17 protein-coding genes and 1 pseudogene are annotated in these 22,429 nt (G+C 64.7%); 10 read left to right on the top strand and 8 right to left on the bottom strand.

Annotated features, from left to right (window positions below):
- Positions 1–109: 109 nt before the first annotated feature.
- Both OXG33_04185 and OXG33_04180 read left to right on the top strand, forming a co-directional pair.
- Positions 110–463, top strand: coding sequence for a hypothetical protein (locus OXG33_04185; protein ID MCY4113126.1), 354 nt, complete (start codon positions 110–112; stop codon positions 461–463).
- Positions 464–1,199: 736 nt separating this feature from the next.
- On the top strand, positions 1,200–1,439 hold the full coding sequence (locus OXG33_04180; GenBank protein ID MCY4113125.1) for a hypothetical protein: 240 nt from the start codon (positions 1,200–1,202) through the stop codon (positions 1,437–1,439).
- A gap of 11 nt (positions 1,440–1,450) precedes the next feature.
- Here the strand turns inward: OXG33_04180 and OXG33_04175 are convergent, their stop codons facing one another.
- A complete protein-coding gene (locus tag OXG33_04175; GenBank protein MCY4113124.1) occupies positions 1,451–2,038 on the bottom strand; it encodes a tyrosine-type recombinase/integrase in 588 nt (195 codons plus the stop codon).
- Between the two features lie 1,377 nt (positions 2,039–3,415).
- Between OXG33_04175 and OXG33_04170 the strand changes: the two genes are divergently transcribed.
- Together OXG33_04170 and OXG33_04165 are read left to right on the top strand one after the other, a co-directional pair.
- Positions 3,416–3,769 (top strand): hypothetical protein, encoded by a 354-nt coding sequence (locus tag OXG33_04170; GenBank protein MCY4113123.1) that lies wholly within the window; start codon positions 3,416–3,418, stop codon positions 3,767–3,769.
- A 1,637-nt stretch (positions 3,770–5,406) separates the two neighbouring features.
- Positions 5,407–6,498 (top strand): hypothetical protein, encoded by a 1,092-nt coding sequence (locus OXG33_04165; GenBank protein MCY4113122.1) that lies wholly within the window; start codon positions 5,407–5,409, stop codon positions 6,496–6,498.
- A gap of 226 nt (positions 6,499–6,724) precedes the next feature.
- Here the strand turns inward: OXG33_04165 and OXG33_04160 are convergent, their stop codons facing one another.
- The 5 genes and pseudogenes from OXG33_04160 to OXG33_04140 form a co-directional block, all read right to left on the bottom strand.
- Positions 6,725–7,405 carry a leucine-rich repeat domain-containing protein gene (locus OXG33_04160; protein ID MCY4113121.1) on the bottom strand — a complete coding sequence of 227 codons (681 nt, stop codon included), beginning with the start codon at positions 7,403–7,405 and terminating at the stop codon, positions 6,725–6,727.
- Positions 7,406–7,410: 5 nt separating this feature from the next.
- Positions 7,411–7,599, bottom strand: coding sequence for a hypothetical protein (locus OXG33_04155; protein MCY4113120.1), 189 nt, complete (start codon positions 7,597–7,599; stop codon positions 7,411–7,413).
- Positions 7,596–7,895: an HNH endonuclease signature motif containing protein gene (locus tag OXG33_04150; GenBank protein MCY4113119.1), complete on the bottom strand. Its 300-nt coding sequence runs from the start codon at positions 7,893–7,895 to the stop codon at positions 7,596–7,598. Before OXG33_04150 ends, OXG33_04155 begins: the two co-directional genes overlap by 4 nt.
- Before the next feature lie 93 nt (positions 7,896–7,988).
- Positions 7,989–8,977 (bottom strand): annotated as a pseudogene (locus tag OXG33_04145) (site-specific DNA-methyltransferase).
- A 59-nt stretch (positions 8,978–9,036) separates the two neighbouring features.
- On the bottom strand, positions 9,037–10,020 hold the full coding sequence (locus tag OXG33_04140; protein ID MCY4113118.1) for an IS1595 family transposase: 984 nt from the start codon (positions 10,018–10,020) through the stop codon (positions 9,037–9,039).
- Positions 10,021–10,105: 85 nt separating this feature from the next.
- Between OXG33_04140 and OXG33_04135 the strand changes: the two genes are divergently transcribed.
- Positions 10,106–10,453 carry a hypothetical protein gene (locus OXG33_04135; protein ID MCY4113117.1) on the top strand — a complete coding sequence of 116 codons (348 nt, stop codon included), beginning with the start codon at positions 10,106–10,108 and terminating at the stop codon, positions 10,451–10,453.
- A 19-nt stretch (positions 10,454–10,472) separates the two neighbouring features.
- On the opposite strand, the gene OXG33_04130 is transcribed toward OXG33_04135, so the two are convergent.
- The gene (locus tag OXG33_04130) at positions 10,473–12,008 is read right to left on the bottom strand and encodes a hypothetical protein (protein ID MCY4113116.1); all 1,536 of its coding nucleotides are present in this window, start codon (positions 12,006–12,008) and stop codon (positions 10,473–10,475) included.
- Positions 12,009–12,610: 602 nt separating this feature from the next.
- Here OXG33_04130 and OXG33_04125 point away from each other — a divergent pair.
- The 4 genes from OXG33_04125 to OXG33_04110 all read left to right on the top strand — a co-directional run bounded on the left by OXG33_04125 (position 12,611) and on the right by OXG33_04110 (position 18,650).
- Positions 12,611–13,195, top strand: coding sequence for a cadherin domain-containing protein (locus OXG33_04125; protein ID MCY4113115.1), 585 nt, complete (start codon positions 12,611–12,613; stop codon positions 13,193–13,195).
- A 767-nt stretch (positions 13,196–13,962) separates the two neighbouring features.
- Positions 13,963–16,134, top strand: coding sequence for an ABC transporter substrate-binding protein (locus OXG33_04120; GenBank protein ID MCY4113114.1), 2,172 nt, complete (start codon positions 13,963–13,965; stop codon positions 16,132–16,134).
- A gap of 364 nt (positions 16,135–16,498) precedes the next feature.
- Entirely contained in the window at positions 16,499–17,509 is a 1,011-nt protein-coding gene (locus OXG33_04115; protein MCY4113113.1) for an ABC transporter permease, read from the top strand.
- 100 nt (positions 17,510–17,609) lie between these two features.
- Positions 17,610–18,650 (top strand): ABC transporter permease, encoded by a 1,041-nt coding sequence (locus OXG33_04110; GenBank protein ID MCY4113112.1) that lies wholly within the window; start codon positions 17,610–17,612, stop codon positions 18,648–18,650.
- On the opposite strand, the gene OXG33_04105 is transcribed toward OXG33_04110, so the two are convergent.
- Positions 18,647–20,596 (bottom strand): hypothetical protein, encoded by a 1,950-nt coding sequence (locus OXG33_04105; GenBank protein MCY4113111.1) that lies wholly within the window; start codon positions 20,594–20,596, stop codon positions 18,647–18,649. The two genes, OXG33_04110 and OXG33_04105, sit on opposite strands and share 4 nt — an antisense overlap.
- 211 nt (positions 20,597–20,807) lie before the next feature.
- On the opposite strand from OXG33_04105, the gene OXG33_04100 reads away from it, so the two are divergent.
- On the top strand, positions 20,808–22,421 hold the full coding sequence (locus tag OXG33_04100) for an efflux RND transporter periplasmic adaptor subunit (protein MCY4113110.1): 1,614 nt from the start codon (positions 20,808–20,810) through the stop codon (positions 22,419–22,421).
- The last annotated feature ends 8 nt before the right edge of the window (positions 22,422–22,429 follow it).

Raw genomic sequence — 22,429 nt, 5'->3', positions numbered from 1 at the left:
CGCTCAGATTCAACCTGCGTCTCCTGCGCGAGTTGGCCTTGCGCTACGGCGTAGAGGCCCAGCCGGCACGCAACCAGGACGACCGGCCCACCATTGACGCCCCGATGACGTGCGGCAGCTCCTGGCGCCCGAGATGGCCGGACTGGCCCAGGAGCAGATGCGGGTGCTGCTCCTCGACAGCCGGCGCCACGTGGTCGGCCAGCGCGTCATCTACCAGGGCAATGTCTGCGCCATCATGGTCCGGCCGGCGGAAGTGCTGCGGCCGGCGGTGGTCGCGGCAATTCCCCACCTCATCATCTGCCACAACCATCCCAGCGGTGATCCGACGCCGAGCGCGGACGACACCGCGCTGACCCGAAAGCTGGTGGCGGCGGCCGATCTGCTGGGGATTCAGATCGTGGACCACGTCGTCATCGGCGGTGACCGGGTCGTGAGCCTGAAGGAAGATGGGCTGATGTCCTGACGGCATGTTGCCGAGTTGCCTGCGGCCGAGTGGGCGCCCGGTCCGAGGATCGGGCGCCCAACGGTCGCGTCGGGAGCGCATCGTGCGCGGCGAAGCGTCCGGCGGAGGCATCGGCGCGAGGCTCGGAGGCCGACGGCACCTGTGCACTCCGTCACGTGGGCGAGCCTGCTTGTCCTCGGGTTCTCGGCAGCCGATGTGGTTCCCGCAAGCGCCAGTCCGGGCGGCGCCTACGGCGGGCACGCGCGCTCGTTTTCTTTGTTTGCTCGCCGCGGGCGGTGTCGGCCGCAGTTCGACGCGGCGGTGCCTGCGGGCAAGTCAATCACGCGCGGACCTGCCGGTCGTGGTGAGGCGGTGCTCTACCGACCCCGCGGCGGTCGCGCGTGGCGATGGCTCGGGGGTACCGCGAGGCGCCGGAACCGCTGTGGCACGCGGCCGGCGCCGACGACTGCGGGCTCGGCCCAAGGTAGCCCGAGATCGGCTGGGTGACCGGCTTCCGGTGCGCCGGGTGCGGGTGGCGAGGCGCGAATGCCTCCTCGCAGGCGACGGGCGCCGGTTGAGCGGCCGCCTGCCGCGGATGCCGGGATGACGACCGGCGCCCGAGGCACCGGTTCGACGGCGTGGCCGGCTGCTGGGCAAGCGCCCGCACGTCGCTTTTTCGCATTTCTACGGAAACCTGTGCTGCCCCTCGGGCTGCCGGCCCGCACACTGGTGGGGTGACTGTGGTGCAGCCCACGACATGAGCCGCGGCCCGCCGCCGGACGACGCGGAGCGGCACGGGCGTCCGGCACTAACCGCCGTCCCAGCGGCCGCCCGGGACCGGACGCCGCCCGCGCTACGACGGCGCCGCTGCAGCGGCTGCGGCGAGCTGCTGCTGCCGTCGCAGTGCTGGGTGCGGAAGGCCGACGGCTGGTGGTTTCACTACCAGTGCCACGCGCTGGCGGGCACGACGGGACGGGCGCAGGCGCTGGGGTGGTGAGGCGGCGGCGCTCAGCGCGGCGTCGCACCCAGGCCCAGCCGGTCCAGGGGCGAGAAGTGGGTGTGCCGCTCCTTGATGTGCTGCTCGCCGAACACGTAGCGCAGGCAGGCCTCGATCGAATCCCCCGACTGGTGCCCCAGGATCAGTCGCAGGCTGCGCTCGTCGCCGCCGGCGCGCGGGTAGCTGACGGCGAAGGTGTGGCGGAAGGTGTGCGGCGAGATGCGCCGCCCGCTGACGCCGGCGCGCGCGGCCGGGCGCTCGAGCATGCGCTTGAGCCCGCGGCAGCTCAGTGGCCCGCCCTTCTCGCTCTCGAAGAACCGGGAGCAGATGCCGCGGCGCTCCAGGCCCTGGTAGGCCGCCAGGGCGTCGATCACGCGCGGCCCGATGGCGACGCGCCGCTGGCGCGCGCCCTTGCCCCAGACGCGCACCCAGCCGGCGTCGAGGTCGAGGTCGTCCGGAGTGAGCCGCAGCAGCTCGCCGGCGCGGATGCCGGTGTCGAGCAGCAGCAGGGCGATGGCGAGGTTGCGCCGGCGGCTGCGGGTCCAGCTGGCGGTGGCGCTCACCAGGGCTAAGACCTGGGCGTCGCTGAAGGGCTCGATCTCGGGCTCGGGGGGGCAGCGGCAGGCAGTAGCCGGCGAGCTGGTTGAGGTCGAGATAGCCGTCGGCCACGCACCAGGCGGCGAAGGTCTTCACGGCGGCCACGTTCTTGCGGATGGTGGCGGGGCTGAGCGGCTTGGCGGGGGTGGCGGTGAGCGCGTTGGCGTAGGTCATGGCGCGCATGGCCTCGACGAAGCGGTCGATGGTGCCGGGGCGCAGGGCTTGGTAGAGGGAGGCGTTGAGCGGCTGCGAGGGGCGGCGGCGATCCGGTGGGGCGAGCAGGCCGGCGGCACCGAGCCAGCGGTGGAGGGTGGCCAGGCGCTCCTGGTAGTGCGGCGCGGTGGCCGGGGCGCGGGTGGCGCGACAGTGGCGCAGGAAGAGCCGGATGGCCACGCGGAGGGCGGCTTCGGCGGGTGGGGCGTCCGGGGTTGTCACCTGGCCGGGAAAAGCACAGCGCAAGACAGGACTCGTTCAGAGGAACACCAGAAACTCTGTGTCAGGTGGTCTTTGGTCGGGGCGGTGAGATTTGAACTCGCGACCTCCTGAATCCGAGTCAGGTGCGCACACCACCCCAGGGAGATCCAGCGCAACTCCGACGAAGCCGAGGTGACAATAGCGCGCGATGGAGTCGGGAATTCCAATTGCGGCAAGTCATCGGTCACGCAATGATTGCTGAGTGCGATTCCCGGCTCATGCGGGTCGGCTGAATGAATTTTCGGGCCCGCGGAGCCGACCAATGTGACTGCCGGAAACCCACCACACCATAATTTGATGCGTTTCGCTCGAGGTCTACAGGTGGGTGCCACAGCGCTGACAGCAAAATAGTTGGTAAGGACGAGGTCCCCGGTTCAATTCCGGGTGTGGGCTCCAACGCAGGTTTGCAGGTTTGGGAGCCTTGGTCCTGCGTCTAAGGCGAATCAAGTTGGGCCTGCCACAGCGCTTGGCCACACCATAACTGTGGTACTTCTTTGGTGTCTTCGTTGCCATTCGCGACACTCCGAACCGTGGGCCTTGAGTGGCGGCGCCGGCTGCCGAGAACAAGTCGTCGGGCACGCGCTACACCTACCTGCGGACCGTGCGTCTGTTCGTGCGGATCCTGGAGGGCCGGGACATGCCGCACGACATCGCGGCGATCCGGCGGGGCATTGCGAGGCCTTCGTGCCGGACCAGGTGGGTCGCGCGTCGGGCTCGGCCCCAATGACGACGAGGGTGAGCTCGAGACTCTTTCACCGCCTCGGATGCGCCTGCAGAAGACCTCGGAGCACGTGCCGGACGTCCCCGAGGTGATGGTCCAAGGCGCCCGAGAAACCCGGGCCCAAAAGCCTTGCGGATACTTGGATTGTCGCTTGTTGCACGGTCGCTGATCGTCCGACCGTGCGATGGCTGAACCTCGAGTTCAAAGCAGCGCGTCGGGCTGCCTCGGTATTGCCGCGACGATCGCCGACGTGCCGTGTCTCATTACTGCGGCGGCCGAGACTCGCCATCGAAGCCGGATTCCGCCCGCGTCCCGCCGACGAACCACCGCCACGGATCACGGACCGCAATTCCCCACCGTCACGCAAGTGGCCGATACGCGGCAGTTCCGCACGGGCCGCGTCCGCCGCCTCTGGTGTGTCGGGTTGATCCGACACATCCGCATCCCCAGCCATACGCGGCGGGAAGACCTGCACGTGCTGCTTGATGTCGGGCAGCCGGGGTCGTCCAGCCGCCGAGACGCGACCTGGAACGCTTGATCGGCGATGCGCCGGAGAACTCACTGTGGCTGGGAGGACTCCGCGCACGGCGGCGGTTGCCGTCGTCGGACCCACAGCCCGGATGCTTGGGGTCTCGCGAGCTTTGCCCAGCGGCTGAGAATCCCTGCCGCTCCTGTAATTCGCCGCGCCAAGTGCCACCCCGAATCAGCCACCGGGGCCGAAGGATGGCCCAGATGTTGGCAGGACGTTGGCAGCCTGGGTCGCGTGGAGCGCGGAGCATCCGCTGCAATGCAGCCTGTCGACTGGCCCCAACGAGGAAGAGGGGGAATCGCCGAAGCTGCCATATCCACAGGCCGACAGGGCACACGCAATGAGAACGGCCGTGAGCGCAAGAGTCCAAACTCACCAGCGGCGCTGGTGACGGCTAGGTGGACTGATCATTGGCGGCGTCGCCATTGGAGGATTCAAGGATGAGTGCTTGCGTGGCCGGATGCTGCGTCACTCACACGGCCTCCTGGCGAGATGATCGAACGTCGAATCTAGTACTGAATTCGTCACTCTGCGGTATGCGGATGCCGTCATTTCTCGTCCAAGTCACCACGGCGACTTCACATCGGTGCTGTGCAGATTTGCACGGATCAGCTCGCCTGGGGCCCGGCCCATCGATGCTCGTGACGCCCGAATCAGCAACAAGCTGACAGTGAACGAAATGGCCGGAGAAACCTACAGGTGGAGCAGGCAGTGCAAAGAGGCCGGCGGCCCGAGCGCTGTCAACGCCACTCGGCGGCCCAGGGAAGTAGCGTCGCGCGGCGGAGTCGCCCGGCTGCCAGATCTGTCGGCTCGTGAGCTTTCGGGGTGGCTGATACGAGCCTATTGACACCGCCGAAGCGAACTGAGCCGCGGTGTGCAGAGGGTCACTTTGAGTCCGTGATTTCGGCGAAGAGCCTGCCCACTACTTGATACGGGGCGCGAATCCACCGGGTAAGGCAGCCGACGCTGCGAGGTGCCCGACGGTGGCGGTTCGCCGTGCGGCGCCAAGGTGTCAATATAGCCCGCTTCCGCGTAACGCGGACGTTGACACCGAGTAAGCTTGGTGACAATCTTTCGGCACTCAACGTCTATTGTGAATGAATCTTCGTAATGGAAGCTCAGGCAGAATATCGTGGTGAGCTTCGCTGTACTTTGAAGCGGCCGTGAATTGGGGACCTGGGGCATCGACCGATCTACTGGTTTGGGCATCACGCTGGAGAAGAGGACCTGCGCGGGTGATTGCGCGCAATCAGCTGGCTCCATTCTGCGTTGGCAGCCAAACCCTGGGGCACCGGACGACCAGCCCAAATCGCGGCCCAGCTTTCTTACCAGTCACGGGCATCACCGTTCGATTGGAGAGCAGTTTCGCGGGTGGCTCGCCTGAGAGCCCCGTATCCGTCTTTCAGCCATCTCGCGGGCCCCATGCCGGGGGACGGGGACGTCAGTGCAAGAGACGTTAGCCGACTCGGACTGCGGGATTGCACGTGCGTATCGTGAAGTCGGCGCTGGCTGACATGGAATCGGAGCCTTGCCGCATGCTGGCATCCGCCCGCCGACGGTCTATGGGGCCCGTCCGATGGGTCGCACTTCTCGCAGCGGCCGTGCTGGCTGTTGCGGGCTGTGATGGCTCGCAGGCGACTGGGAATGTGCCCGGCACGTCCACGACCACCGGGCGCGTGGGCGCCGCCACCCATCCGCCGCCACCCGATAGGGCCGTGCTCACCGCCATCTTCGACGCCACCGATGGCCCGAATTGGAGTCGCAAGGACAAGTGGCTGAGCGAGGCGCCAATCGGTGAATGGCACGGCGTCACCACCGACGCCAATGACCGCGTGATCAGCCTGGTACTCCCGACGAACAATCTAAGCGGACCGCTGCCCGCCGAACTGGCCCAGCTCGGCGAACTGCGAGAGATCAGTCTGAGCTTCAACGCCTTGACGGGGGAGATTCCGGCTGAACTAGGGCATCTTGATCGCCTGCTGAAACTCAGACTCCGTGCGAACCAGCTGGCTGGGGAGATTCCGGCAGACCTCGGCCTCCTGAGCAGCCTGCAAGAGCTCGACCTCTCGGGGAACGAGTTGAGCGGACATATCTCGCCCGAGTTAGGCCAACTTGCTCACCTGCAAGAGTTGAATCTCCGCGCGAACGAGTTGAGGGGAGAGATACCCGCGGAGGTAGGCCAACTCGCCAACCTGCAGGTACTCAGCCTTGGCGAGAACTTCCTAAGTGGAGAACTACCAGCCGAGTTGGGCCAACTCTCCAACCTGAGATTCCTGGTTCTTACCAGAAACAAATTGGAGGGCGAGATACCAGACGAATTCGGTCAACTCGCCAACCTCAGAACCCTCCAACTTGGAGGGAACTTCCTGACGGGAGAGATACCAGCGGAATTGGGACGTCTCGCAAGCCTGGAATTGCTCAACCTCTGCGAAAACGATTTGAGTGGCGAGATTCCGGTCGAGCTTGGCCAGCTCGCCAACCTGCTTACGCTGGACCTCTCATTTTGCCGGCTGAGCGGCAAGATTCCCGCCGAGTTAGGTCAGCTCGCCAATCTGCAAACCTTGATGCTCTGGGGAAATAGGCTGAGAGGGACGATACCCGCCGAGTTGGCGCGGCTTGGCAACCTGCAGCTCTTGACCCTCCCCAGCAGCCCTTTGTTGACGGGATGCATCCCGGTGGCGCTGCGAAGGATTCCTGGGAACAACTTTCAATACCTGCCGATCACCTTCTGCGAGTGAGGTGTCGGGATTCTGTCGACGGCGATTGATCTCGTGGTCGCGGCGTCGGAGGGTCTAGTCGAGGGTAGCGGCGAATGTCGAGTGCGCGGACGGGTTCGCAGTCGCATTGCCTACAGAGCTACGGGCGCGATATCGGCGATGCGACTCGCTCCCACGCGGCTGCGGCCACAATGGGAACGTCGCCCATCCATTTGGCAGATTCTGCTTGCGGCCGGAGGCCCGGGCCTCAGCTAGCGCCGCACACGGGCAGACCAAGCTCGCCGAGGTCGTTGGCCTCAACCTCCTGCGACTCGCCGGGGATGCAACCAGAGAGTTGGTTGCTCCCGCCGAGCATCAGCACCACCAGGTTGGAAAGGTAGCCCAACTCAGTTGGGATCTTCCCACTTAGCCGATTGTCGTCGAGCCGCAGCGAACTCAGGAAGGAGGGCCGATTAAGGCGAGAGAGGGACAGGCGACCCAGTTCAGGCGGGATTGCTCCCTGGAGCCGATTGCCATTGAGCCACAGAAATCTCAGGTGGGTCTGTCGGCCCAGCTCGGGCGGGATCGACCCGCTCAACTCGTTATCCGCGAGAATCAGATGGGTCAGGTGGGGCAGGCGCCACAATTCAGATGGTATCTCCCCACTTAACTGATTGCCGGCGAGCAGCAGATATCTCAAGTTGGCAAGACTGCCCAGCTCGGACGGGATTGCTCCGCTCAACTGATTCCTGCTCAGATCCAGCAGCGCCAGGTTGGCAAAGCTGCCCAATTCGGACGGAATCGCTCCAATGAATTGGTTGTCAGCCAACCACAGCTCTTGCAACTCGGAAAGGTTGCCCAGCGCGGATGGGATCTCCCCGAGCAACTGGTTGCCATTGAGAATCAGCCTTGTCAGATTGGATAGGGGATTATATCGGATAGTGCCCACGCCACCTAGCGCACCTGGTCGCGGCGCACGGGGCGCAGCCGCACCGTCCGCGTGACGGCGCGCACCAGGTCCTCCGGCGTCGTGCCCTCGGGGAATGCCAGCAGCTCTTCTTTCTCGGCTTTCGTCGGCTGATACGTCGATTCCACCACGCGGACCACGGGCGGCCGTCGCTTCCGGCGTCGGCGTGTGCTCATGGGCGGACCCCTTGCGCAACGAGCCGTGCGATGAACGCTTCCTGCGACTGCGTGCCCTTCACGGCGTTGCACGCGGCGCATAGCAACTGGAGATTGTCGAGCGCGTCACTGCCGCCCTTGCGGCGCGCGATGATGTGGTCGACGGTGAAATTGCGGAACGGGAACAGCACGAGACAGCCCGCGCACACCCCCTCTTGACGGCCATACAACCGGTGCTTGTGGGTGCGGTAGTTGGGCACGTCGCCTTGATCGGTGCGGCGCGGAATGTCGGTGCGGTGCACCACGTCGTCGAACATCGGGCCGCGGTCATCGCGTAGCCGCTTGAGCACCAGCCGCGCGGCCAGTGGCGACAGGTCAATGCCCACCCACTGCCGATCCAGCCGGTCGGCGGCCACCAGCGCCGTGGCGCAGCCGCAGAACGGGTCGAGCACGACGTCGCCTTCGTTGCTGCTGGCGCGGATGATGCGGTCGAGCAGCGCCAGCGGCTTCTGCGTGGGGTAGCCAACATGCTCCCGCGAGCGATTATTCACGTTCTGGAGGTCACCGATGAAATCGGATACCGCCTCACCCTTCGAGGCGGCCAGATAGCGCTTCAATCGGGGGTAGCCCTCCGAGGTCCAGTCAATCAGCCCCGCGTCCGCGAGGGCATCGAGTCGCTCGTGAATGCCCGCGAGCCGCGCGTATCCAGGGATGACGTGCGCGTCAATCCACGCCGCGTAGCTGCCGGTCTTCGGCACGCTCCAGCATCGCCCGCTCGTGCCCGGATCATACCCGCGCCACGGCTCGCCCGATGGCCCGCGCGATTGGCCGGGGCCGGTGAGGTTGTCAACGCGATAGCGGCCCCGGTCATCGGTATGGCGATAGTCGCGCGCTACGTAGGTCGCGCTGAGCGGGAGATACTGGCGATTCCAGGTCATCGCGTCGCGCCCGTAGAACAGGAGCCGGTCCGAGACGCTGGCGAATCGCTGGGCGTCACTATGCGCACTCGTCCGCTTCCAGACCAACTCATTGCGAAATTGCCCCCCCCGAATATTGCATCCAGAAGTGACTTGAGATAGTGCGAGGCTGTGGGGTCGCAGTGCACATACAGCGAGCCGTTGGCCTTCAGCACGCGCCGCATTTCGAGCAGGCGGGCCGCCATCATGATCAGGTAGGACTTCATGCCCTTGCCGTGGGCCAGCCCTGCCGCGTCGATGATGCGGTAGAGCGCCGGTTCCTGTTCGGCGATCAGCCCATGCCACGCCTCGTCCACGTCGTCCAGCGTCCACGTGTCCTTGAACGCCGCGCCGGCAGCTTCGGAGCCGACAGGCGCGGCATAGTCGGCCTGCGAGTTGAAGGGCGGGTCGGCGTAGATGAGATCCACCGACTCGGAGTTCATCCCCCGCATGATGTCGAGGTTGTCGCCCGTCCACAGCGTCCGATTGCGCCAGTTCGGCGTCATGACCGCCGCGCCCCACTGGACAGCCCGTTCGGGGCGATCAGCGCGTCGTAGGTGAGCCGCCGGCCGTCCATGTCGGCCACCAGCCCGCGCAGCTGGTCGCGCGTGTCCGCGCCGCGCACGTTGTGCTTGCCCGCGAACTCCTGGACGTAGCGGTCGAGGTGCTTCGGGCTCATCTTGTGGAACACGCCGTCGTGCGCCCGCTTGAGCGCGGCCCAGAAGGATTCCAGGCCGTTGGTGTGCGCCTGGTCGCGCACGTACTCGCCGACGCTATGCCGGACGGTCTCATGGTTCGGCAGCCCCGCGTACGCCGTGGCCTCGTCGGTGTAGATCGTCGCGCCAGCCGCCGCGTGCTCGCCGACGAAGCCCTGGAGCGTGGCGCGCGTCGTGTCCGGCACCACCTCGGCGCGGACCTGATTGGTCGCCCGATCCTTGATGCCCGCCACGGCGGTCTTGCCGACGGTGCCGCGGCCAGCGTCCGCGAGTTCGGCGCGTTGCGCGTTCGACATGTTCTTGCGCTTGCCGCCCACGAACGTCTCGTCCACTTCCACCGGGCCGGCCATCGGCTCGTCGGATGCCTGGGCGAACGCTTGCCGCAGCCGGTGGGCCATGTGCCACGCGGACTTCTGGGAGATGTCCAGGTCGCGGTGGAGCTTCATGCTGGACACACTCTTGAGCGACGTGAGGCTCAAGTACATGGCCATCGCCCACTTCTGGTAGCCGATGTTCGAGGCTTCCATGACCGTGCCGGTCTTGACGGAGAACCGCTTGCGGCAGCCCTTGGCGCGGCAGCGGTAGGGCATGGTCTTGTGCTTGGCGCCGGAGAGCACGTTGTCGGAGTCGCAGGCGGGGCAGCGCGGGCCGTCGGGCCAGCGGGTGGATGCGAACCAGGCCTCGGCGGTCGCGTCGTCGGGGAACATCCGCATGATCTCGACCAGGGAAATGCCCTTGCGGTAGTGCTGGCCCGGTGCCTGCTGTGCCATCGCTGCCCTCCTATATCGTGCTAACAGATTACACAATAGTGCCCATGCTGTCAAGGGGATGGGGCTGGTATCCTAGAGCATCATGATGAGCGCCGATGACCGCCAACGGCAGATTGCCGACTGGATCGAACGTCGCAGCCACGCGCTTGACGAGGTCGAAGAGGTCGAGGAGCGCTTGCGGCAGAATCTCGACGTGCTGAAGGGCCTGGTTACGTCGCTACATGACCTCTACGTCGGGCCGGATCGCGTCGTGCTCGACCTGCAATTGCACGCCATCGCGATCAGCGATACGGATATCACCCACGGGAAGCACACGGCCACAACCGATGCATTCGAGTGTGCGCTGGCGGACCTCCGCCGGTTGCAGTGGCTTCGCGAGCACATCGTGTGCATCGAGAAGAACCTCAAGGGGAAGGGCATCAACCACCCGTAGCCGCCCCTCCCCGTGGGCACTATCCGATATAATCCCCATTGGATAGGCGACTCAACTCGGGGGAGATCGCTCCCGTCAGCTGATTCTCATGGAGCAGCAGTTCCTTCAGCTTGGCAAGGCGTCCCAACTCGGCGGGGATCGCCCCGGTCAACTGGTTCCCATAGAGATGCAGCACTCTCAGATGGGAGAGCCGGGCCATTTCGGACGGTAGCTCGCCGCGCAGCCGGTTATCACCGAGCTGCAGCCACGTGACCCGCTCGCCGGCGGTGGTGACTCCATACCAGTCACCGATTGGCGCCTCGCTCAGCCAGTTGTTGTTGTTCGACCAGTTCGGACCGTCGGTTGCGTGGTAGAGCGCGACGAGCACCGTTCGGTCAACCGACGGTGCGGCGGTGGGCGTCTGGGCCGGTGTCGCGATGCTCGAGCTTCCGTTGGCTTCGCAGAATGGCAAACTCAGCGCGTCGAGATCACTGAGCGCTACAACTCTCAGTCGCTTGGGGATACACCCGCTGAGTTGATTCCCAGAGAGCAACAGCCGTGTCAACCTGGCGAGGTTCCTCAACTCGGGCGGGATCGCTCCATCGGGCAACTCGGGCGGAATCGTTCCACCCAACTGATTGTCGCTCAGGTCCAATGCTGTCAGTCTGCCGAGACGGTCCAGTTCGGGGGGGATCGTCCCCGTGATTTGGTTCTCATTGAGCAGCAGACGCGTCAGTTTGGAGAGATGGCCGATTTCGGGCGGAATCGGCCCACGCAACTGGTTGTTTCCGAGATTCAGTATCGCCAAGTTGGTAATGCGACCCAGCTCGGGCGGTATGGGCCCACTCAATTGACTACGCTCAAGCGTCAGGATCTCCAGGTCGGCGAGATCGCCCAACACGGGTGGGATTTCCCCAGTCAATTGATTCCGACCGAGCGCCAGAGTCTTCAAGTTCTTGAGACGCCCGAGTTCGGTCGGAATTTCCCCGCTCAGTCGGTTTGCCTGTATCTGCAGCCTTGCCAGATTGGTGAGGTGTCCCAAACCGGCGGGGATCGTCTCCGTCAACTGGTTTTGCTGAAGATAAAGTACTTCTAGGTCGGAGAGGCGACTCAGCTCGGGCGGGATCGCCCCACTGAGTTGGTTCTCCTGGAGATGTAGACGTCTCAGCCTGGAAAGGTCTCCCAACTCGGCGGGTATCGCTCCGGTCAACTGGTTCCCATAGAGCCACAGGTGCGTCAGGTGCGTAAGTCGGCCCAGTTCAGGCGGGATCTCCCCGCGTAGCTGGTTGCCATAAGGCCACAGCATGCTGACGCGGCCGGTGCGATCGGTGGTGACGCCATGCCATTCGCTGATCGGCGCCTCGCTCAGCCAGTTGTGGTGGTTTGTCCAATTTGCCCCGTCGGTCGCGTTGTAGAGCGCTTCAAGCGCCTCCCGGTCGACGTCGGAGGCGGCGGCCGTGGTCACCTCAGCCGGCGGCGGCTGGGCCGTGCCGCGGTGGCCGGCAGCCGCGTCACACGCCGCCGTCGCGACTGCGACAACGAGAATCAGCATCGCCACGCAGGGACGAAGAGTCATTCGCGACAACTCCTACAGCGATGATCACACGTGAAACCGAGCGCCGGACTTGACGCGCTCCAGTATGGCGATACCAGCATGATTGGCCCAAGCCGCAATGGGCACTTCATATCGAGGCGCTACAGAAGTGCGCGTGCATATCCGCCCTTGGGGCGGACCATGAATGCCCGAGACGTCCAAATCAACCTCTGAGGGGTCGCGCATGAAATGGCCCGCGAACCCTTCGGGTGGAGCAGATTCTGGTGGCCCGGATCCGCGAAGTCTCTTCTGAGGACCAGGCGACCCAGCGACGACCGGCAGGTTCGTGGTGCCGCTGATCCAAGGCGTATTGGAGACGCGGAATGCGCAACCGAAGGCCCCACCTGGGGGCGCATCGCAAACAAGAACTGAGCCGGGGCGGCCGGCGTTGACTGCGGGCCAGCAGCGTGATAATAGCCACTCGCTTCAGTCTATTTGTGAATAATTTTTCGTAATGGAAGCTGGGTTGGCATCCGTGGGCGGCTGCGCAGATTGAGTTTGCGGCAAGCGATGCCAAGGTCGGCGTTCGGATCTGAGAGGGCAGGCGCAGGCAAAGGGTTGACGTCGCGGGTTGACGTCGCCGCGTGCTGGCTCACGCATCTGCCACCCGCGGCAACGATGCCGGGACCTTTGCCATCGACGCTAGCTCGGGCGCCATCACGGTGGACGGCGCGCTGGACTACGAGACCACCACGAGCTACGCGCTGACGGTGACGGCCAGTCACGGGGTGAGCACGTCGACGGTCGCGGTGGCCATCACGGTGGACGACGCGCTGGACTACGAGACCACGACAAGCTACGCGCTGACGGTGACGGCCAGCCACGGGGTGAGCACGTCGACGGTCGCGGTGGCCATCACGGTCACGGACGTCGTGGACACCCGTCCGGCGAAGCCGACGAATCTGACGGCGACGGTGAATACCGCCGGCTCGATCACCTTGAGCTGGGACGACCCCGGTGACGATTCGATTACGGGCTACCAGATCCTTCGGAGAAGGTCCACCGAGGGCGAAAAGACGCTGCTGGTCTACGTGGAGAACACGGGCAGCAGCAGCACCACGTACTCCGACACGAGCGTGACGGATGGCGTGCGCCATGTCTACCGGATCAAGGCGATCAACGCCTTCGGCCTCAGCGAAATCTCCGACTTCGTGCGCGTCGAACCCTAGGTGTAGTGACCCCAGAGCATTAGTGTTGGAGCGTCAAGGGTTAGGCCAAGGTGGGGCCACAGGTGTTCTGGGATTCGCGCAGCGCGTTGCAGAGGATGAGCGCTTGCGGGTGAAGGCGACGAGCGCCACCCAGGGTGACTTGGCGGCCGTGAAGAGGCGAAGTGGACATTCGCACCTGACGGCGGTGGACATACCCACCACAGCGACTCTCCGGTCCGGCGGCGATCGCTGAGCGCGAATTCTGGCCTACGCGGGTCGGCCGAAGGTGTTTTCGCGCCCGGGGAGCCGACCAAAGGGACCACCGGGAACCCACCACACCATAACTGTTCAGGGTGGTCGTTGCCCTCGGAATCGCCCTGGCCGCCGGTCTCGCACGCTGTGGGGCCGTTGCGACGCGGACGGTGGCTACCCGTCGCCGCATGCCGACCGTCAAGAGCGTGCAGGTCGCTCTCGGGCGGCCGGCCGCAGTGGACCAGCCGCATTGCAACCCGGCAAGCCGTTCTGCCGCCGCGATGATCAACAACTCGCCCGAGCTCATCAGCCCCACGGCTGCGGCGCCTCGGGGACGCCGACGCGAGACTCGTGGACACGACCTTCACTGTCGGGAGGCCAGGAGCCTCGGGACTCATTTAGAGCCTCGTTCACCTGAGAAGCGGGCAGCGAGATTTGGGCTCACGGGTCCGCCGGCGACGAGCCGCTTCGCTCGCCGAGTTTGCCCGGCTCACGTATGATATCGGTGGGGAATAGTCTGGGGAGGAATTATTAGTATGCGTAAGCTCAGCCGCAGAAAATTCATGACCATGACCGGCGGGGTCGCCGCGATGTCCGCGTTGGCTGCATGCGGCGAGGCGGAGGTCACCGAGAAGACCGTGACGGTGACGGTCACCGAAGTTAAAGAGGTCATCAAGGAAGTCCCGGTCGAGACCGTGGTGAGGCAAGAGGTCATCAAGGAAGTTCCCATTGAGACGGTGGTGACCAAGGAAATCATCAAGGAAGTCCCCGTAGAGGTCGTCAAGGAGGTTCAGGTCGAGACGGTTGTTACGAAGGAGGTCGTCAAGGAAATCCCCGTCGAGCGCATCGTCATCAAGGAAGTGCCCACGCCATCCCGATTTTCGGAGGCGCCGATGCTGGCGGCCAAGGTCCAGGCGGGCTCCCTGCCCCCCGTCGATAGCCGCCTGCCCAAGGACCCGTGGGTTATCGAGCCGGTCGAGCAAGTCGGGAACTACGGCGGCACGCTGCGGCTGGGCGGCATTCGCCGCTCGATTGAGATTGGCTACGGGGGCGACGCCAGTCTCATGGCCTACGCCATGACGGGAACCGAGCTGTTTCTCGACCTAGCCAAGAACCTCGATGTCTCGAGTGACTTGCAGACGTTCACCTTCGAGATTCGGGAAGGCCACAAGTGGTCCGATGGTGCGCCGTTCACGGCGGACGATTTCATGTTCACTTACGAGGACTACTGGGGCAACGATCTCGCCAACCCGAGCGGTAGTCTCCAGCACGGCGCCGAGAGGATTGGGCTCCGCGAGATCGTCAAGGTCGAGGACACGGTCGTCGAGTTCAAATTCGACCGGCCGGCGCCTCAGTATCTGGATCGCATGGGACGGTACTCCGGTGATCCCTGGGTGTTTTCACCGCGGCACTACCTTGAGCGCTTCCATGAGAAGTACAACTCGGACGCGCAGCGACTCGCCGAGAAAGCCGGTTTTGAAACCTGGGCCGACCATTTCAAGTCCAAGTTCTACTACGGGCCCAGCACTTCGCTGTCGCGAGAGGACGCAGCCTTCCGTCCGGCTCTCGGGCCATGGGTCAACGTCGGCGCCTCGCCTGAGGTCACGCAGTTTGCGCGGAACCCCTACTATCACGCGGTCGATACCGCGGGAAACCAGTTGCCCTACATCGACTACGTCAACCACTTCTGGATCAAGGACAAGGAGGTCTACCAGATCAAGGTCACGGCCGGTGAGCTTGACTTTGCGCAGTTCGTGCTCGACCTCAAGAACATGGAGCTCTATCGGGCGGAGGAGGACCGCGGGGGATACCGCACGGTGGTCGCTTCCAGCTTGCGAACGTCGGCCATGTCCTTGTTCCCCAACCAGACCTACAAGGATCCGGCGATCGCTGCCATCTTCCGGGAGAAGGACTTTCGGGTCGCGGCTTCGGTGGCCATTAATCGCGAGGCCATCAACGAGACCTTGTTCTTTGGCCTGGCGCGGCCGTTCACGCCCTACCTGCTTGAGTCCTACAGCTTCTTCAAGCCGGAGTGGGGCACGCTCCATACCGAATACGATCCCGACCAGGCCAATCGCCTGCTCGATGGGATAGGGCTGGACAAGCGCGACAGCGAGGGCTGGCGACTCCGGCCGGACGGTGAGCGGTTCAGCATCTTGCTGACAGTCTCCGACCAGGAGGGCCCCAAGGAAGACATCGCCACGCTGGTCATCAAGGACTGGCAGGCGGTGGGCCTCCATGCCGAGTGGCAGTTCGAAGAGGAAGCGCTCTTCCGCGAGCGTGCGAGGACGTTCACTGAAGTGATGATGCCCCAGGACATCAGCGAAGCGGCGGCCTATTTCACCCGCTGGGCGTCGTGGCACTACGGCATGGACACCTATGAGAGCTATTGGGCCGGCAGTTGGGCCCAATGGATCCAAACCGACGGCGCGGAAGGCGAGGAGCCTCCGGACTGGGTGAAAGAGGCCAAGAATCTGCGCGAGCAATGGCGCCAGGCAGTGCCGGGCTCAGCCGAGTACGACGATCTCGGCGTGAAGTTCTGGTCCTACTTCTACGACCAGTACCCAATCATCGGCACGGTCGGATATCCGCCGCAGCCGACCATCGTCAATCAGAATCTGCGCAACGTGCCGACGGGCATCAACTTCGCTGCCGCGATTAACTTCGTGCGGCCCTACGGCTTCCCGCAGTTCTACTACGACCGGTAGGGTCGGTCGGCTAAAGAGCCTTGCCGCGGCCCCCGTCCTTGGAGATCCAAGGGCGCGGGGCCGCGACAGACGCGACGCCGCGCGCTGTGCCCACGAGCGCAGCGCGAGACCGTTGGCGGCGCTGCCGGTGGCGTCAGGGGGGCGCGAACATGAGCGGCGTGATCGATCCCCAGGGGCGGTATAGGAATCGCCGATCTCAAGCGGCGCTGCCTATGGCCGGCCAACGGCCATTGAGGCGGGCGTTTGCCCGGGCGTCGTTCGGCTTCCGACCCGGGTTGTACAGACGCGGCGCATGGATCGACGCCAGTCTGCCGAACCCCCTGCGCCGCATGCTCGACTTCGTAAGGCGCTCTAAGGGAGCGCCGTGAGGGCCTACCTCGTCCGGCGCATCGGCTACATGGTGCTCGCCTGGTGGATTCTGAGCGCGTTGATATTCATCGTTATCCAGCTGCCTCCGGGTGACTATCTAACCACCCACCTTAATGCGCTCAAAGCTGAGGGATTGACCCTCCACGAAGCCGAAATCGAAAACCTTCGTATCTACTACGGATTAGACCGAACGCCAGTCGAGCAATATGTGAATTGGATCACGCGGTTTATTCGCGGCGACATGGGACGTTCATTCGGCAGCTACGGTGGCGGATCGCGCCGCACCGTCCTCTCGATCCTGCAAGAAGTCGTACCCCCGACGATGCTAGTGACGACTGTTTCTCTCACCTTGACCTATTTGATCGCAGTGCCAATTGGCATATATTCAGCCACTCATCAGTACAGCCTCGGCGATTACGCATTCACAGCCGTTGGGTTCATTGGCCTAGCTACCCCAAACTTCATGATCGCACTCATGCTTATGTATTTCCTCTTTCAAGTGTTCGGTGTCAGTCCAGGGGGGCTCTTTTCGCCCGAATATCTCCTTGCGCCATGGAGCCTTGGGAAACTGTGGGACATGATCAATCACCTTTGGGTCCCGGTGTTCGTCGTTGCCACCGCAGGAACGGCCGGGCTTATTCGTGTGATGCGAGGCGTGCTTTTGGATGAGCTAGGCAAGCAATACGTCATCACTGCGCGGGCCAAAGGCGTTCCCGAACGACGACTCCTGTTCAAGTATCCGGTTCGATTGGCATTGAACCCCATCATCAGCACCGTGGGATGGACCTTGCCGGCAATTGTCTCGGGCAGCGCCATCACCGCGATCGTGCTCAACATCCCGATGACCGGAGCGGTGCTGCTGGTCGCATTGCGCGTTCAGGACATGCACCTGGCGGGCAGCATCCTGATGGTTGAGGCCGCGCTCACGATTTTCGGAACGCTCCTTTCGGACGTGCTGCTGGTAGTCGTTGACCCTCGAATCCGCCAGGAACGAACAGCTGTCTGAAATGGGAGTCTCGACGGATACCGAGGTTGCGGCTGAGCGGGCGGACATTCGTGAATTCACCGACGAGGAACGCCACTTCACGGCCGGCCAATGGACCCTCATGTGGCGCAAAATGCGGCGACATAGGCTGGGCATGTTTAGCCTGTGTCTATTGGCGATTGCCTATTTTTTTGCACTGACCTATGACTTTTGGATTCCATATAAAGAGACCTCGGACCACGGATTCCTGAACTCACCGCCTTCCCGCATCCACTTCTGGGATAGCGAAGGCAACTTCCAGGGACCGTTTGTCTATGGAATCAAGTCAGAGCTGGATCCGGTGGAGTTCAAGCGGGTCTACGAAGATGATCTTTCCACGATAAACAAGATCGTCTTCTTTCAACGCGGTGAGCCATACAAATTCTGGGGCCTTTGGGAGATGGATCTCCACTTCTTTGGTGTAGCGGATGGAAAGGTATTCCTTTTCGGGACGGACAGGCTGGGACGCGATATGTTCTCTCGTGTCCTGGCGGGTGCTCGGATCAGCCTTTCCATTGGTCTCATCGGGGTCTTGCTGAGCTTCGTGCTCGGCGTGGTCATCGGCTCGGTGTCCGGCTATATCGGGGGGACGAGCGACATCCTCATTCAACGGTTTATCGAGGTCGTGATCTCGATTCCATCGATCCCGCTGTGGATGGCAATCGGTGCCGCAATCCCGCCGTTCTGGACGCCCATTCAGCGCTATTTCGCAATCACGGTGGTGCTGTCAGTCATCGGCTGGGCCGGCCTGGCTCGGGTGGTGCGGGGCAAGATCCTCGAGTTGCGCGAACACGACTACGTGATGGCGGCCAGAGTTGCCGGCGCCGGGCATATGCGGCTGATCTTCGACCACATGGTTCCCGGATTCATGAGCTATTTGATCGTCAGCCTGACGTTGACGGTGCCGAACATGATTCTCGCCGAGACTTCGCTGAGCTTCTTGGGGCTGGGGATTCGTGAGCCATCAGTGAGCTGGGGAAGCCTGATGCAAGACGCCCAGAACGTACGGAGCATCGCCCTCTATCCCTGGATGCTCATTCCTGGCCTGTTTGTGATCGTGGTGGTGTTGCTGTTCAACTTCATGGGTGACGGCTTGCGCGACGCAGCCGATCCATACACCTAGTCTTGCGCCGCTTCAGCATCCCGCAGGCGCCACACGCTGCCCTGGAGAGTTCCGGCGACCAGCATGTCATTGCCGGCTTGGTCAGGCGCGAGGGTCAAGGTGGTCACTGGCGGCGCTCCCATACCGGCCGACAGCCGGCGCCATATGCGGCCGCGGTCCGACGATCGCAAGACGCCGCGGCTCGTGGCGGCATACAGGGTGTCGTTCGTGGCGAACCGTGCCGAAGCCCTCACGGTGAGGACGGACGAGCGGGCTTCGGTTAGTTGCGTCGCGCGCCAGGACTCCACCTGGCGCCCAGCTGGTGTGATCACCGCGCGACCGGTGGCGACGGCTATGAAGTCGTCCCTGTGGCCATAGGTGAGTGGAATTGCCAGCGAGACCCAGCCGTCGCCAGCGTGTTCGAGGATCTGACGCCACGCGGCGCCGCGATCCGTCGAGCGATACACCGCAACCATTCCCTCACCCGCGGTGGCCGCGAAGAGTGTGCCGTCGAAGGCGTAGTTCGGAGAAAACGCCACCGTTACGACGTTCCGGCCTGCGAAGTGCTCAGCCGACGGCGACCACGACGTGCCGCCGTCGCGCGATAGCGCCAACGCCCCGTCGGCGCCCCCAACCGCGATGGCATGGCCGGCAGGTGCATCCGGTGCGACGGCCAGGCTCAGCGGCATGACGTCCCGTGGCAGACCGGCCACCGGCTCCCACGCCTGCCCGCCGTCGCGGCTTTCCATGAGACTAACTCCAGCGATCGCCCATACCCGGCGATCGGCCGGGAACGTCGGCGAGCAGACCAGTGACGTGACGCTCAACTCGCCGAGGCCCTCGCTGGCGGAGGACCAGGTCAATCCGCTGTCGGTGGATCGCAGCACGCCTTCGGCCGCCGTGCCGACAAGGAGCGTGCCGTCGGACGCAATGTCAGGGGACAACGCCAGCGCCAGGACCGGTCGGCTCGACATGCCAACGTTGGAAGGCCGCCAGGACCCGCCGCCGTCCGCCGAACGCAGGACGCCTCGCTCGTGCAGACCGGCCAGCCACACCAGGCCGTCCGGGCTGACGCAGCTCGTGAGGGCCAGGACCGAACTGGCATCCGCAGCACTCGCCAGCGGCTGCCACGAGGCGCCGCGATCGCGCGACCGCATGAGGCCACGCTCGGCCGTGGCAATCATCAGCGTGCCATCGGCGCCGAAGTCCGCCGACACTGCGATGGCATTGACGCTGGCATCGGCGTCCACGGTCTCGAGCCGATGCAACGCGTTGCCGTCGATTGACCGCCAAAGCCCCCCACCCTCGGTTCCCACGAACAACGCACCACCACTTGGGCTCGGTGCGAAGTCGATGGCCTGAACCGGTTTGCCGGCCGGAAACCCGGCCGCGGCGAACCATTGCCGTGCCTCGGCTGCCCATTGATACAGGCCGGTCGACGTTCCCGCGAACAGCAATCCGCTCTCCTCAGGCCCGAGGTGAGCGGCTAGCGCATTGACTGATAGATCGGCGAGACCAAGGTTGGCGGCGTTCCAGGTGCGCCCACGATTGGTGGTGACGTACACGCCGTCTTGGCTCGTCCCGGCCAGGATCATGCCGTCGCTTGCGTATGTGGGCGAGAACGCCAGCGCGGTGACGTCCGGCCGCTGGCCCCAGAAGTCTTGATCACGCCACGACGTTCCGCCGTCCACCGAAAGGAAGGCGCCAGAGCCGGCGGTGCCGACAATCAGCGTGGAATCGCTGTCGAACGTGGGCGAGACGGCAGCCGCCTGTATGAAGCGGCCGCCCAGCGCACCCACCTTTACCCATGAATGCCCGCAGTCGCGCCCCACGAATAGCCCGCCTAGGGTTCCAGCGATCACGACCTGGCGGCTCGCACCCGGCGGCCCGGCCGCCAGCGCCGTCACCGTGCCGCCCTCGGCCGTCGTCAGCGGCGACCAAGCCTGCGGCGTATCAGGATGCGACATCAGCGGCTCCAGACCCATCCGCACCGTCGTTGATCGACATGCGGAATCCGCACGATGAGAGTACTTGCTGGAAGGGCCGCCAGGCGCCGGGACATTCCGTTCGTGCATACCACGGACTCTGCCGCCAGCCATTGGGACCCGGCCTGCCGGTAGAATCGAGTTCACCGGCGAGTGCAGCGTTGCCGGGCGGTCCGTGACTCGGGTGGCCGACGTGAGGAATGGCATCCGCGCCCTCGGGGCTTTGGCCCTGGCGAGTCTCGTCGTAACCGGCTGCGACTTCTTTACCGAGAGTGAATCAAGCGCCCCGGCGCTGATCGCGGCGCCCCCGAGTTACCTGGACCGTCCCACGGTCCAAGTTGAGCGCGGCCGGATCCAGCAAGACATCCGCCTGGACGGCCGAGTCGCGGCCGAGCTGGAGACGGCCCTCGCCTTCGACGTCCCAGGGATGCTCAAGGTGGTCCACGTGCGGCGGGGCGACGAGGTGCGGGCCGGAGCGGTGGTGGCGGAGCTGGACACCAGCGCCAGAGCGGACGACATCACCGCGGCGCAGGCCAACCTCGAAAGCGTCGAGCAGCGGCTCACCGCCGCTGAATCCGAGCTCTTCGAGCAACAGGCGGCGGCCGAGGAGGCATTTCTGCTGGCCCAGGGTCAGGTCTTCGCCCGACAGCAAGCGCTCGACACGTTGCTCGCCGGACCTTCGGCGGCAAGCCTTGCCACCGCCCAGGCGGCGGTTGCCACGGCAGAGGCTGCGCTTGCAGGTCGCCACGCGGAGGTGCGCCGCATCGAGGAGACGCTGCCGGCGGCCATCGACGCCGCGAGAGCCGACGTTGAATTCCATGAGCTGCGGCAGATGAGCGCTCAGGACGAGTTTCGGCGCCTGCAGGGGCAGAGCCCGCCGGCTTCCGCCGAAGCGCTGGCAGCGGCCGAGCAGGCCGTGGCCGCCGTCACGCTCGCCTTGGCCGGCGCGCGCTACGAACTCTCCCTGCTCGAGCGTCCCGAGGGCCCGCCTACGCTGCAGGTCGCGCGGGCCTCGACGGCGGGCGCGGAGGCGTCGCTCGCCAGCGCCGAAGCCGAGTTGGAAGCCCTCCGGGCCGGAGCGGACGACGCCACGATCGAGCACGCGCGGACCCTCCGGCAAGCTGCCGTTCTCCGGCGCGATGCCGCCCAGCGATCCCTAGCTGCAATCGAGAATGGCGAACACGGAGCGGCTCACGAGGTTGCGACGCTGCGCGAAGCCGCCGCGGCTGCCCGTTCGAAGCTGGCGGAGTTGAGAGCGCCCACTGCTGACCATCAACTCACGGCACCGTTTGACGGCGTGGTGACGTACGTGCCTCGCGTGCCGGGTACCCAGGTGCAATCCGGAGAGGCGATCGTTGAGATGGCCGACGCAAGCACGCTGGTGGTGCGCGCGGGCGTTCCTCGCGGCTATCAGCCCCAGCTTGCGGTGGGGCAGGCGGTGGACGTGGTCGTCGGCGGACTGGAGGGAGTGGTCTTCCGAGGTCGGGTTGCCGTGCTGCCGCATGAGATCGGCGCGCCGGGCGGCGGCACCGTACGTGTCGACGAGGCGAAGATCACCGCGGACTGGACCGATGCGGACGTCGAGATCGGGATGCGCGCGGTCATGACGATCACCCTGCAGGTCAAGGATCGCGTGCTGAAGGTCCCTGTCACGGCCGTCCGTACCGTGAACTTGCGCCAGTTCGTCGAGGCGCTCATCGACGGGCGGCGGCGCAGCTTGCCGGTGCGCACCGGCATTCGCAGTGACTCCGAGATCGAAATCATCGACGGCGTCGAGGAAGGCGCCGTCATCTTCGAGTCCTACTGACCGTGACC

It is taken from the genome of Chloroflexota bacterium (genome assembly GCA_026708035.1).
Classification (GTDB): domain Bacteria; phylum Chloroflexota; class UBA11872; order UBA11872; family UBA11872; genus JAJECS01.
Note: the sequence above shows the minus strand (reverse complement) of the source record. Positions and strands in the feature narration are given on the sequence as shown.